11 protein-coding genes are annotated in these 12,163 nt (G+C 69.6%); 2 read left to right on the top strand and 9 right to left on the bottom strand.

Features of this window, described 5'->3' with window-relative positions; genetic code table 11:
• Positions 1–71 precede the first annotated feature (71 nt).
• From AB0M65_RS01900 to AB0M65_RS01890, 3 genes are read right to left on the bottom strand one after another with little or no spacing between them, the layout of a single operon-like run.
• Positions 72–1,001, bottom strand: a complete 930-nt coding sequence (locus AB0M65_RS01900; RefSeq protein WP_364019903.1) for a GNAT family N-acetyltransferase — start codon at positions 999–1,001, stop codon at positions 72–74.
• 33 nt (positions 1,002–1,034) lie between these two features.
• Complete coding sequence (locus AB0M65_RS01895; protein WP_364019900.1) at positions 1,035–1,937, bottom strand: GNAT family N-acetyltransferase; 903 nt, start codon at positions 1,935–1,937, stop codon at positions 1,035–1,037.
• Entirely contained in the window at positions 1,934–2,797 is an 864-nt protein-coding gene (locus AB0M65_RS01890) for a class I SAM-dependent methyltransferase (RefSeq protein ID WP_364019897.1), read from the bottom strand. Before AB0M65_RS01890 ends, AB0M65_RS01895 begins: the two co-directional genes overlap by 4 nt.
• 304 nt (positions 2,798–3,101) lie before the next feature.
• Here AB0M65_RS01890 and rpsA point away from each other — a divergent pair, with 304 nt between their 5' ends.
• Positions 3,102–4,613: a 30S ribosomal protein S1 gene (gene rpsA / locus AB0M65_RS01885; RefSeq protein ID WP_364019894.1), complete on the top strand. Its 1,512-nt coding sequence runs from the start codon at positions 3,102–3,104 to the stop codon at positions 4,611–4,613.
• Positions 4,614–4,768: 155 nt separating this feature from the next.
• On the opposite strand, the gene AB0M65_RS01880 is transcribed toward rpsA, so the two are convergent.
• Positions 4,769–4,993, bottom strand: a complete 225-nt coding sequence (locus AB0M65_RS01880; RefSeq protein ID WP_364019891.1) for a hypothetical protein — start codon at positions 4,991–4,993, stop codon at positions 4,769–4,771.
• A 280-nt stretch (positions 4,994–5,273) separates the two neighbouring features.
• Here AB0M65_RS01880 and coaE point away from each other — a divergent pair, with 280 nt between their 5' ends.
• Positions 5,274–6,458 (top strand): dephospho-CoA kinase, encoded by a 1,185-nt coding sequence (coaE, locus tag AB0M65_RS01875; protein ID WP_364019888.1) that lies wholly within the window; start codon positions 5,274–5,276, stop codon positions 6,456–6,458.
• A 4-nt stretch (positions 6,459–6,462) separates the two neighbouring features.
• On the opposite strand, the gene AB0M65_RS01870 is transcribed toward coaE, so the two are convergent.
• The 5 genes from AB0M65_RS01870 to AB0M65_RS01850 all read right to left on the bottom strand — a co-directional run bounded on the left by AB0M65_RS01870 (position 6,463) and on the right by AB0M65_RS01850 (position 12,144).
• Positions 6,463–7,089, bottom strand: coding sequence for a response regulator transcription factor (locus AB0M65_RS01870; RefSeq protein WP_364019885.1), 627 nt, complete (start codon positions 7,087–7,089; stop codon positions 6,463–6,465).
• Positions 7,086–8,354: a sensor histidine kinase gene (locus AB0M65_RS01865; RefSeq protein ID WP_364019883.1), complete on the bottom strand. Its 1,269-nt coding sequence runs from the start codon at positions 8,352–8,354 to the stop codon at positions 7,086–7,088. The genes AB0M65_RS01870 and AB0M65_RS01865 overlap by 4 nt, the downstream gene beginning before the upstream one ends.
• The gene (locus AB0M65_RS01860) at positions 8,351–9,871 is read right to left on the bottom strand and encodes a glycosyltransferase family 39 protein (RefSeq protein WP_364019880.1); all 1,521 of its coding nucleotides are present in this window, start codon (positions 9,869–9,871) and stop codon (positions 8,351–8,353) included. The genes AB0M65_RS01865 and AB0M65_RS01860 overlap by 4 nt, the downstream gene beginning before the upstream one ends.
• Positions 9,872–9,960: 89 nt before the next feature.
• Positions 9,961–11,487: a glycosyltransferase family 39 protein gene (locus tag AB0M65_RS01855; protein WP_364019877.1), complete on the bottom strand. Its 1,527-nt coding sequence runs from the start codon at positions 11,485–11,487 to the stop codon at positions 9,961–9,963.
• Positions 11,488–11,628: 141 nt separating this feature from the next.
• Positions 11,629–12,144, bottom strand: a complete 516-nt coding sequence (locus AB0M65_RS01850) for a DUF402 domain-containing protein (RefSeq protein WP_364019874.1) — start codon at positions 12,142–12,144, stop codon at positions 11,629–11,631.
• Between the last annotated feature and the right edge of the window lie 19 nt (positions 12,145–12,163).

Below are 12,163 nucleotides of genomic sequence, written 5' to 3'. Positions count from 1 at the left end.
ACCGTGCGGGGCCCACGTCACACGCAAGGGTGACGAAACCATCGCAAACCGGACGGCTAGCGCCGCTGGGGCTAGCGCAGGGCCGAAGCCGGATGGACCTCCCAGGACGTCCACAGTGGACGATAACCCTGCCGGTGCCAGAACACCGAAGAGAGCGGGTTGGTCGGGTTGTAGTACAGGTAGGTGCCGTCCGCGCCGTCGGCGGAGAACTCCTTGTGCACCACGCACATCAGGGTCCGGCCGAATCCGCGTCCGCGCAAGCCGGGCACGGTGACCACGTTGTTGACATACCCCCAGCGGCCGTGGGGGAGGAGTTCGGCCTCGGCGGACCCCGGCGTCGAGGCGATCCAGGCGGCGTGCGCGAACGCGGCGATCTCGCCGTGCCGCTCCGCCAGCCACAGCAGCGGCTTGTCCTTGTCGAGGGCGCGTTCCAGCGCCGGGGCGAGCAGTTCGGCCGCGTTCGGGCGCTGCCGGGTGGCGACCTGGCCGATGTAATCGTGCGTTGACACGGCCATGGCGAGCACGTCTTCGAAATCGTCCGGACGTGCCCGGCGCACGGCGACACCGTCGTCCTCCGCCTCGTCGCGGTGGCAGCCGGTGCGCACGGCGAGCGCGGACATCGGCACCAGCCCGTGGTCGAGGAAGGCGCGGATCGCCTCGGCGTCCCGGCTCGGCCAATTGACCACACAGGACGAATCCTCGCCGGGTGATTCGGCGTCCGTCCAGGCCCGCCACGCACGCAGCAGCACGTCCATGCCCTCGGTCCCGGTGCCCCCGATGAACGGGAACAGCTGGCGCACGTCGGCGGCCGACCAGAGCAGCGGGACGTCGTCCGGGCCGTGCAGCTGGCGCTGCACCACGCCGGTGACCTGGACCCCCGAGGACGTGGCGGCGTCCACGCGTTCACCGACAAGCGGGGGTGGCGCGGCCTCGGGCAGCAACCGGTCGATCGCCGCGAACCGCGTCCGGTGCGCGTCGAACAACGTCTTCTCGATTTCCATCCCGTCCCCAGGGGTCGACAACGCCGATCGCCGCTACCGCAGGGCCGTGGCGGGGCTCACCGCCCACGTCGTCCACAGTGGACGATAACCCTGCCGGTGCCAGAACACCGGGGACAGCGGATTGGCCGGATTGTACGAGACGAAGGTACCGCGCAGCGACGGCGAGAACAGCTCGTCGTGCGCGACGGCGGTCAGCGCGCGGCCGATCCCGCGCCCCCGGGCGGCGGCGGTGACGGCGAGCGTGCCGATGTAACCCCAGTCGCCGGGTCTCAGCCGTCCGGCCAGCGCGTCGCCGAAGGCCGGTGAACGCTTTCCACCGGTCACCATCCCCACGGTGAGGCCTTCTTCTTCGGCGATCCAGACGCGGCCGCCGAACTGCAATCCGCGGCGGACCTCTTCGGCGAGCAGTGCCCTGGCGCCGGGCCGCAGGACCCCGTGGCCGACGAACGAGGTGTAGTGGAGTTCCTCGAACCGCAGTCCGACGATCTCCTCCAGATCCCCGCGAGTCGATTCCCGGACGGTCACACCGGGCACGGAGTGCGGCCGTCCCGGTGCGGGCGCTCGGACGGCCAGCGCCAGTTGCGGCGCGAGCCCGTGGTCGAGCAGGGCGCGGGCGACCACGACGTCACGGCTGGGCCAGGTGACCATGCACGACGAATCGGGTTCGGCGTCGGCGAGCGCGATCCGCTCACGCCAGGCCGACAGCAGCGCGCTCATCCCCGCGCCGGCGTCCCGGCCGAGGACCGCGGAGAGGATCTGCAGCCGCGCGGGGCTCCAGAGCCGCTGCCACGAACCCGCCGCGAACCGCACGTGCGCGATCGTCCCGGCGGCGCCGCCCGCTTCGACGGGCTCGCCGGGCGGGAGCGGCGGGGGTGACGGGAGCAGCGGGTCGAGCGCGGCGAACCGCGCCCGGTGCGGTCCCGCCGGAGAGCTCATCCCCGCTGGGTGCAGAAGATCGCCGTGCCGGGGAAGAGTTTGCCGCGCAGCGGGCTCCACTGTCCCCAGGTGCGGGAGTGGCCATCCGGCCAGGCCGGCTCGATGAGGTCCGTCAGCGCGAAACCGGCGTCGGCGAGCGCGCGGACGTAGTCGCCGACAGTGCGGTGGTACTCGACGTAGGTCGCGACGCCCTCTTCGTCGACCTCGACGTAAGGGGTGCGGTCGAAGTACGGCTGGGTGACGGTGAGGCCCTGCGGTCCGGGATCGTCGGGGAAGATCCAGCGCATCGGATGGGTCACCGAGAACACCCACCGGGCACCCGGCCGGAGTACCCGGTGCACTTCGGCGAACACGGCGTCCACCGACGCCACGAACGGGATCGCGCCGAAGGCCGAGCACGCCGCGTCGAAGCTCGCGTCGGCGAAGGGCAGCGACTCGGCCGTCGCCTGCACGAGCGGGACGGCGGGACCGGTCCGCTCGTTGCCATCGCGGGCGTGCCGGAGCATGCCCGCCGACAGATCGGTGGCCACCGCTTCGGCGCCCTGTGCGGCGAGCCAGCGCGAGCAGGCCGCCTGTCCGCAGCCGATCTCGATGATCCGTTTGCCGCCGACTTCACCCAGAAGTGCGACATCGGCCTCGCGGACGCCCTCCGGGCACCAGACGAAGTCCGCGTCGCCGAGGAAACCGCCGTGGGTGGCCTGGTAGTCGTCGGCGTCGGCGTCCCACCATTTCAGGTTCGCGGCCGTCGCCTCGGGGGCCGAGACCGCCCGGTAGGCGACCCCCGCGGTACCGAGCCGTTCCTCGGCCTGCGCGTGCCTTTCGGCCTCCGTTTGCCGCTCGGTGGCGGACTGCTGGCTCAAACCGATATCCTTTCCGCAGGTCAGGGCTTCGACGGAGAGCTTATCCGCCCGGCGTGATCTCGGGGGCGACCCTGATTGTGCCGTGTACAGGGGGCCGCGTAGGATATCTGTTAGCGCAGTGGGTTCGCGCTACTCTTTCCCCCGGTTCGCTCAGCGTCCGGGTCAGGGGGTCGCGCACCGGATGTGGTGATGCTCGCGGTCGTTCCCTGTGGACGTTTGCTTATGCGGTCACCTCATGCCGGAAGAGCCCATGGTGCCCTAACCGCAAACCCACTACTTCCCATCCACCGGAGCAACCCGCCTAATGACGACCGACACCGCCACCGCCCCGACCGCCCCCATTGGGGCCCCGCAAGTCGCTATCAACGACATCGGGTCGGAGGAAGATTTCCTCGCAGCGATCGACAAGACGATCAAGTACTTCAACGATGGCGACATCGTTGAAGGCACCATCGTCAAGGTTGACCGTGACGAGGTCCTGCTCGACATCGGCTACAAGACCGAGGGTGTCATCCCCTCGCGTGAGCTCTCCATCAAGCACGATGTCGACCCGGCTGAGGTTGTCACCGTCGGCGATGAGGTCGAAGCCCTTGTTCTCCAGAAGGAGGACAAGGAAGGCCGTCTGATCCTGTCCAAGAAGCGTGCGCAGTACGAGCGCGCCTGGGGCACGATCGAGGAGCTCAAGGAGAAGGACGAGCCCGTCAAGGGCACCGTCATCGAGGTCGTCAAGGGCGGCCTCATCCTGGACATCGGCCTGCGCGGCTTCCTGCCCGCGTCGCTGGTCGAGATGCGCCGCGTCCGCGACCTGCAGCCGTACGTGGGCCGCGAGCTCGAGGCGAAGATCATCGAGCTGGACAAGAACCGCAACAACGTGGTCCTTTCCCGCCGTGCCTACCTGGAGCAGACCCAGTCCGAGGTGCGCAGCGAGTTCCTCAACGCGCTCGCCAAGGGCCAGGTCCGCAAGGGCGTCGTGTCGTCCATCGTCAACTTCGGTGCCTTCGTGGACCTGGGTGGCGTCGACGGCCTGGTGCACGTCTCCGAGCTGTCCTGGAAGCACATCGACCACCCCTCCGAGGTCGTCGAGGTCGGCCAGGAGGTCACGGTCGAGGTGCTGGACGTCGACATGGACCGCGAGCGCGTCTCGCTGTCGCTGAAGGCGACCCAGGAAGACCCGTGGCGTCAGTTCGCCCGCACCCACGCGATCGGTCAGATCGTGCCGGGCAAGGTCACCAAGCTCGTTCCGTTCGGTGCGTTCGTGCGCGTCGAAGAGGGCATCGAGGGCCTGGTGCACATCTCCGAGCTGGCCGAGCGCCACGTGGAGATCCCGGAGCAGGTCGTCCAGGTCAACGGCGACGTGATGGTCAAGGTCATCGACATCGACCTCGAGCGTCGTCGCATCTCGCTGTCGCTGAAGCAGGCGAACGAGGGCGTCACGCCGGAGACCGAGTTCGATCCCACTCAGTACGGTATGGCCGCCGAGTACGACACCGAGGGGAACTACATCTACCCCGAGGGCTTCGACCCGGACACCCAGGAGTGGCAGGAAGGCTTCGACAAGCAGCGTGAGGAGTGGGAGCGTCAGTACGCCGAGGCTCACACCCGCTACGAGGCTCACATGAAGCAGGTCGTGAAGGCCGCCGAGGCCGACGCCGAGGCAGCCGCCGACGCCGCGACCGGTGTCACCAGCAGCAGCAGTAGCAGCGACTCGGGCGAGCAGAGCTACACCTCCGCTCCGGCCGAGGCCAAGAGCGGCGGCACGCTGGCCAGCGACGAGCAGCTCGCGGCTCTCCGCGAGAAGCTGTCGGGCGGCGCGTGATCCAGGCGCTCAGCCACTAGCTGACAGACAGCGGCCCCGGTCCTCCACGGACCGGGGCCGCTTTCTTTTCTCCCCGCAAGTAGTCCTCTAGTGGCGGTCCATGCATGCGCAAATACCGCAAGTAGAGGACTACTTGCGGTATCGGCAGGGGTGGGTCAGGAAGTGGCGGGCCGGACGGCCGGCACCCAGACGCGTTCGAGCGCCGCGGCACGGGCCTTGCGGCGGAGTCCGGCGAAACTGTGCTTGGCGGGGACCAGGAGCGCGCTCAGCCACGTGCGCCGATATTCGGCGAGGGCTTCAGCCACCCGGCGATGGAGGACACAGTGCACCAGCCCCGGCGAACCGAGCCGGTGCCTTCCGACGTGCTTACCGTCTGCCATCTTTCCTCCGTGTGGGCTACCTTCGCCGCGCACGGTACGCAATCGAAGCGGCGAAGCCGCGTAACCGACCGGCGTGTCACCCGTAAAGGTTGAGTCACGCGTCACTATGAGCTTGCCTTTCGGTCCCCTTTGTGCCGGATGTACTCATCACGTGACCCTGAGCTGTCGCCCCAGGTAGCGCCGCTAAAGCGTGCCTGGCGAATCTGTTCGTTGGGGCCCGCGCCGCCAGGGCGCGAAGGCCGCGAACGAGATTTGCCAGCCACGCCCTAGGCTGATCGTCATGCTGCGTGTGGGCCTGACCGGCGGGATCGGCGCCGGAAAATCGACGGTGGCGAACCGGCTTTCCGAGCACGGCGCCGTCCTCATCGATTCCGACAAGATCGCCAGGGAGGTCGTGCGGCCCGGGACACCGGGGCTCGCCGAACTCGTCGAGGCGTTCGGGGACGACATCCTCGCGTCCGATGGTTCCCTCGATCGCCCCGCGCTCGCCGCCAAGGCGTTCGCCGACGAGGAGTCCCGCAAGCGGCTGAACGCGATCGTTCATCCCAGGGTCGGCGCGCGGACGGCCGAGTTGATGGCGGAAGCGGCGCCGGACGCGATTGTCGTCCACGACATCCCGCTGCTCGTCGAAGGCGGCCTCGCGCCGATGTACCACCTCGTCGTCATGGTCGACGCGCCGGAAGAGGTCCGGGTCCGCCGTCTGACAGAGGCGCGGGGGATGCCCGAGGCCGACGCGCGGGCCAGGATCAAGGCACAGGCGAGCACCGGCCAGCGCCGCGCGGTGGCCGACGTCTGGCTGGACAACAGCGGCGCCCCCGACATCGTCCTCGCCGACGTCGACGCGCTCTGGGCGGACAGGCTGACCCCGTTCGAGGCGAACGTCCGGCTTCGCAAGCCGCGGTCGCCGATGTCGCCGAAAATCACGCCGTACGACCAGACGTGGCCGGTGCAGGCCGAGCGGGCGCTCGCGCGGATCCGGATGGTGGCGGGGGACCGCGCCGTGCGGATCGACCACATCGGCTCGACGTCCGTTCCCGGGTTGCCTGCCAGGGACATCCTCGACCTCCAGCTCACCGTGTCTGCGTTGGACATCGCCGACGAGCTGGCCGACGGGCTCTCCGACGCCGGATTCCCGCGTGCGGAAGGCGAGTGGTTCGACGACGCGCACGGCGAAGACGGCACCTGGCCGAAGCGGTTCCACTTCGGCGGTGACCCCCGCCGTCCGGTCAACCTGCACGTCCGGTCGCAGGAGACGCCTGCCTGGCGGCTCGCGCTGCTGTTCCCGGAGTGGCTGCGGCAGAACCCGGACGAGCGTGACGCCTACGCCGCCGTCAAGGACGCCATGGCAGCGAAGCACGCCGGCGACGGGACCGTCGAGCAGTACACCGACGAGAAGCAGGTCTGGGTCGACGCCGCTTTCACCAGGGCAGACGCGTGGGCCGAAGCGACCGGCTGGACTCCGTAGCGGCTCAGCCGCCGAGGAGGCCTCGTTCGAAGGCGGTCGCGACGGCGGCGGCCCTGTCCTTCACGCCGAGTTTGGCGTAGGCGTGCACGAGGTGCGTCTTCACGGTGGCCTCGCTGATGAACAGCTGTTTCGCGGCGTCCTTGTTGGTCGAACCGCGGGCGATCAGCGTGAGCACCTCGATCTCCCGGCGGCTCAATGGTTCCGGCGCCGGGGCACGCACCCGGCCCATGATCAGGTCCGCGACGGCGGGGGAGAGCACCGCCTCACCGCGCGCCGTCGCCCGGACGGCGCGGAAGAGTTCCTCGCGCGGCGCGTCCTTGAGCAGGTAGCCGGTCGCGCCGGCCTCGATCGCGGGGATGACGTCGGTGTCGGTGTCGTAGGTCGTCAGCACGAGGATCCGCGCGGGATTCCGGAGTTTCGCCAGCTTCGCGATCGCGGCCACTCCGCCGGACCCCGGCATCCGCAGGTCCATCAGTACGACGTCGGGGCGCAGTCGCTCCGCGAGCGCGACGGCTTCGTCGCCGGAGGAGGCCTCGCCGAGTACCTCGAATCCCTGGTCCGCGGTGAAGATGCCCCGCAGCCCGTCCCGGACGATCGGGTGGTCGTCGGTGATCAGCAGGGTGATCGTCATATGCGGGCCTCCAGCGCGATGGCGGGCAGATTGGCCGACACGGCCGTCCCGCCGCCGGGTTCCGATTCGAGATGCAGGGTCCCCGCCAGCCGGGCGACGCGGGCACGCATTCCGGGGACGCCGAAGCCGCCGTCACCCGAGGAGGCGACGGCGCCGGGATCGAACCCGCCGCCGTCGTCCCGGACGTCGACCGTCACCTGATCGGCCATATACGACAACGTGAGCCCCACAATCGTGGCGCCGGCGTGCTTTTCGACGTTGGTCAACGCCTCCTGCGTGATCCGCAGCAGGGTCGCTTCGATCTCGGGATGCAGTGCCCGCGCGGTCCCGGTGGTGGTGAACCGGACCTCGACGCCGGTCCGCTCACCCCACAGCCGGGAAACCTCGCCGAGCGCGTCCGGCAGGGTCGCGGCGGCCAGCGGCTGCGGGCCGAGCGCGCGCACCGAACGCCGTGCGGCGGTGAGGTTTTCGCGTGCCAGCGCCATCGCGGTGTCGACGTGCCGCTGCCACTCCGCGGGATCGCCTTTCGCTTCGGCGGCCGCTTCGAGTTGCGTGATGATGCCGGTGAAGCCCTGAGCGAGGGTGTCGTGGATTTCCTGGCTCAGCCGCTGCCGCTCGTCGAGGACTCCGGCTTCCCGCGCCTGGCCGAGCAACTGCCGGTGCAGCACCGCGTTCTCCTCCTGGGCGGCGGCGAGTTCGTCGAGCACGCGTTTGCGTTCCGCGTGCTGCCGCGCCATCGCCGCGGACACGAGCCCGCCGCCACCGACGGCGGCCGTCTGCACCAGCGTGACCACGGTCCACAACGCGGGCTGGTCGGCGAACGCCCGCAGCGGGCCGCCGTTGGGCATCGTGTTGATCAGCGCGGAAACGGCGAAGATCCCGGTGAGCGCGACTGGCGCGGGCCGCAGCCGCATCGCTTCGAAGAACCCGGTGATCATGAAGATGAGGAACACCGTGTCGCGTGCTTCCAGCACCGCGGCGATCGTCACCAGCCCGGCGAAGGAGACGGCGATGATCACCGGGTTTTCGGCCCATCGCGGCGGGACGAGGGTGAACGACACCAGCAGCCACACCGCGGCGATTCCCGCCAGCCCCAGTGTGACCGTCCGATCGTGATCGGAGAGCACGAGACTGAGCACCGTGCTCAGCGCCAGCAGCGCGTACGGCAGGAACCGCTCGAGCCTGCCGCTCCACGGCCGCCACAGTGATCCCCCGTCGCCCGGCGACGGCCACAGCGAGTCCTGCCACCGGATCCAGCTGGTCATACCCGGAATTCTCGCAGTCCTGGCCAGGAAGACGCCCAGGATTCGGTGCGTCCGGTGACCAGCCAGATCGGCATGTCACGGCTCACGTTGCGGACGCCGAGCGCGTTGTCGACGCGGGACACGATCCGCGCGTCGGTGAACGAGCGTTCCAGCCGCGCCGGATCGGGCCCGACGAACAGCACGTTGTCCGCGGTCTCGGGTGGATGGCCGAAGTACCAGAAACCCCGGCTGGGGCTGTAGACGGCGGGAAGCCCGTACTCGGGGCCGTACCGGTCCAAAGCCCCGGCCTGCCAGTACCCGGCGGTGACGAGGGTGGTGTGTGCCCGCTGCTCCGGTGGCAGCCGGTGGTAGGCGTCCGAGACTGATCGGGCGAGGTCCGGCCAGCCGATCTCTTCCAGCGCGTACGCCGGACGCGGTACGTCACGGCCTTCCGCGAGCCAAGCGGCCGGCCACACCGGCAGCGCGTACGGGAGGCTGTACAGCGCGGAAAGCAGGAACACCGGCCAGGTCGGGATCCAGCGGAACCACAGCGACGGCTGCGACTGTCCGAAGTGGACGGCCGCACCCGCCCAGAGGATCCCGAACGTCCCGGCCGCGTAGTAGTACCGGCCGTTGGACAGGATGAACAGCGCGATCACGCCGACCGCGGCCCAGCCGAGGAACCGGTGTGCACGCAGCCGCGGCGAGAACAGCAGCACCCAGAGTCCATAGAGGACACCGATGACGCCGATGCCGAGCCCGGCCCCGGTCAGCAGGGCGGGCAGGAACCCGGCGCGGCCACTCCAGCCACCGGTGGTCTCGTGCGCGATGACGTCGCCCATCTCCAGTTGCGGCCAGCCGTTCGCGGCCTGCCACCACAGGGTGGGCACGAGGGACAATGCGGCGATACCCGCGCCGATCCAGAGTTTAGGCCTGCGCAAGAGGTCCCGGGGCCCGAAGACGAGGATCGCCACCCCCGCGGCGAGCCAGAACGCGGCGATGAGGAGTTTGACGTTGAGCGCGACCGCGGTGGCCACCCCCAGCCACAGCAACAAATTGTCGTCGCGTGTCCGCATCCACCGCACGAGGAGCCAAGCGATCAGCACCCACAGCGCCGGGTCGATCGTCGACGTGGCCAGGTAATGCCCGCTGCCGATGAACTGCCCGCAGATCGCGTACGCGGCGGCGGCGCGGGTCTGGGCCCGGCGGTCGCCACCCATCTCGTACGCGATGAGCCCGGTGAACACGACCCCCGCGGCCGTCGCGAGGACGGCGGGCAGGCGGAACACGAACAGGTTGCCGGGGGCGAGTGAGTCCATCGCCAACGCCAGGGCCGGGAGCACCGGCGGTTGGTCGGCGTACCCCCAGGCCAGCCGCTTGCCCGCGGAGAGGAAGTACAGTTCGTCGCCGAAGTAGCCGTACCGCCACGCCGTCGCCAGCAGGACCGCCGCGGCCGCGGCGGCGACCAGCGCCACCGGAAGCCGGGCGAACGCCGCACCGGACGCGGTCGGTGTTTCGGCCGCGTTGGCGGCTTCCATCCATTCCTCGCAGATCCCTCGGGTGCCGGTCCTCTCGCACCCTACGTGCCACCTGCGTGGCGCGTCGGCTGTGAGCGGACCGGTGAGGCTCAGAAGCCCCAGTCCGTGAGTCGCGGCCATACCGTGTCCCAACTGCCGGTCCGGCCGGTGGCCAGCCAGATTTTCATACCTTGACTCACGTTCGTGATCCCGGCCCGGTTGTCGAGCGTGCCGACCTCGCGCACACGCGTGAAATACGGCACAAGCACCGAAGCGTCGTTCCCGACGAACAGGATGTCCCGCGCCGATTCCGGCGGCCTCGGGAACGTCACGTAACCGCGATTGGGGCTCGACGGCGACGGTAGTCCCAGCGCCGGTCCATAGTGGTCGATCGCGCTCGCCTGCCAGTACTTCGCCGCGATGATGCCCGTACCGTCCGGATCGGGGACGCCGCGGTAGGCCCGCGCCACCGACTCCGTGATCTCCGGCCAGCCGATCTCCTCGGCGGCGAAGATCGGCCGCGCCCAGTCCGGCGCACTCGCCAAGGACGACCGCGGGAGGATCGGCAATGCCTGCGGGATCGCGATCACCGCGGCCAGGAGGAAGACCGGCCAGGTGGCGATCCACCGCCACCACTTCGAGGCTTGGCCCGCTTCGATCTCGACGGCGGCCGCGGCGAACAGCGGCGCGAACATCCCCGCCGCGTAGTAGTAGCGCCCGTTCGCCAGCAGGAAGACGGCGAGCACCCCGAGCGCCGTCCAGCCGAGGAACCGGTACGGCCGCAGCCGTCCGGACCGAAGCAGCCGCCACAGCCCGTAACCGACGAGGATCATGCCGATCGGGACACCCGCGCTGATCACCAGCGTCGGGACGAACGAGGCCCGGCCGCCCCAGCCCGCGGAGACCTCCTCGGAGATCGCCGCGCCCATGGTGAGCTGCGGCCAGCCGTTCGCGGCCTGCCAGACGAGGGTGGGCGCGACCAGCACGGCGGCGATCACCGCGCCGAACCAGAGTGCGGGACGGCGGAGCAGGTCGCGGGGCCCGAAGGCGACCACAGCGGCCAGCGCGACGACCCAGAACGCCCCGATGAGGAATTTCGTGTTCAGCGCGAGCCCGGTCACCACGCCGCCCCAGAGCAAGAGGCCGTCCGCGCGGGTCCGCACCCAGCGGGTGAGCAGCCAGATCAGCAGCGTCCACAGGAACGGGTCGAGGGTGCTGGTCGCCAGGTAGTGCCCGCCGCCGAGCATCTGGATGGACACCGCGAAGGTCGACGCCGCGATCAGCTGGGCTTTGCGGCCGCCACCCAGTTCCCTGGCGATCAACGCCGTCAGTACGACACTGGCGACCACCGCCAGCATCGCCGGAATTCGCAGGACGAACGGCGAATCGGCGCCGAACGCGTCCATCAGGCGCGCCAGCAGCGGCACCATCGGCGGCTGGTCGGCATACCCCCAGTCCAGATGCCGACCAGCCGCGAGAAAGTACAGTTCGTCGCCGAAATAGCCGTAGCGTCCGGCGGTCGCGGCCAGCACCGCCCCCATCGCCCCGGCGATCGCCAGTACCGGCGTCCTGGCGAACGGCGGGACCTCCGCTCGCTCCCTCTCCCGTTCCCGGACTCCCTCGGCCTCGATGACCACGGGTATCCGCCCCCTCTCGATCGATTTCGCTCGTGATCAAGAGTCCCGCGATACCGGTCGCGGTGGATCCTTCGGTCGGTCGGAGATTTTCGTCCAAGGGGATGAGACAGGGGTCAACCGATCGATGGACCCCGAGGGGAGTCAGTGCCGTCGCCAGCCGAGTGCGATGTCCTTTGTGGACAGCCAGCCGCGCAGGTCGTGGCCGTGCGTGGCCAGCCCGTCCACGGTCGTATGGCTGATGCCGAGCGCGCGTTCGCCGTCGGCGGGGGAGAGCAGCCCGGAAGTGACGGCGGCGAGGAGTTCGTCGATGTCGATCACCTGGACGGATTTCTTGTCCCGCAGCACGAGATCGAGGTAGAGGTCGGTGGCGACCCAGACGCCGTCTTCGCGGCGGATGTCGACGACGTCGAGGTAGAAGTCCTGATCGCGCTCGTAGCCGGCGTTGAACCAGAAATCGGTGATCCGCAGCCCGAGGTCCGGCAGCAGCCACGATTCGAGATAGCGGAACTGCGCGCGCCCGGGAGCGGGCCGCGCCATGTAGAGACCGAACGGTTCTTCGCGGTATTCCTCGACGTCCCTCACGACGCCCTTGGGGTCGGTGTTGGTCTTCGCGGCCGGATCGAAGTACTCGACCTTGGGCGGGTGCAGCGCGGTCATGCGCCCATCTTGGAAGGCT

This window comes from Amycolatopsis sp. NPDC051071 (assembly GCF_040682875.1).
Classification (GTDB): Bacteria; Actinomycetota; Actinomycetes; order Mycobacteriales; family Pseudonocardiaceae; genus Amycolatopsis.
Note: the sequence above shows the minus strand (reverse complement) of the source record. Positions and strands in the feature narration are given on the sequence as shown.

What these genes read in the sequence shown, in the direction of transcription:
- AB0M65_RS01900 (WP_364019903.1), bottom strand. Translation starts at nt 1,001, where the DNA reads ATGGAAATCGAGAAGACGTTGTTCGACGCGCACCGGACGCGGTTCGCG.
- AB0M65_RS01895 (WP_364019900.1), bottom strand. Translation starts at nt 1,937, where the DNA reads ATGAGCTCTCCGGCGGGACCGCACCGGGCGCGGTTCGCCGCGCTCGAC.
- rpsA (WP_364019894.1), top strand. Translation starts at nt 3,102, where the DNA reads ATGACGACCGACACCGCCACCGCCCCGACCGCCCCCATTGGGGCCCCG.
- AB0M65_RS01880 (WP_364019891.1), bottom strand. Translation starts at nt 4,993, where the DNA reads ATGGCAGACGGTAAGCACGTCGGAAGGCACCGGCTCGGTTCGCCGGGG.
- coaE (WP_364019888.1), top strand. Translation starts at nt 5,274, where the DNA reads ATGCTGCGTGTGGGCCTGACCGGCGGGATCGGCGCCGGAAAATCGACG.
- AB0M65_RS01870 (WP_364019885.1), bottom strand. Translation starts at nt 7,089, where the DNA reads ATGACGATCACCCTGCTGATCACCGACGACCACCCGATCGTCCGGGAC.
- AB0M65_RS01865 (WP_364019883.1), bottom strand. Translation starts at nt 8,354, where the DNA reads ATGACCAGCTGGATCCGGTGGCAGGACTCGCTGTGGCCGTCGCCGGGC.
- AB0M65_RS01860 (WP_364019880.1), bottom strand. Translation starts at nt 9,871, where the DNA reads ATGGAAGCCGCCAACGCGGCCGAAACACCGACCGCGTCCGGTGCGGCG.
- AB0M65_RS01850 (WP_364019874.1), bottom strand. Translation starts at nt 12,144, where the DNA reads ATGACCGCGCTGCACCCGCCCAAGGTCGAGTACTTCGATCCGGCCGCG.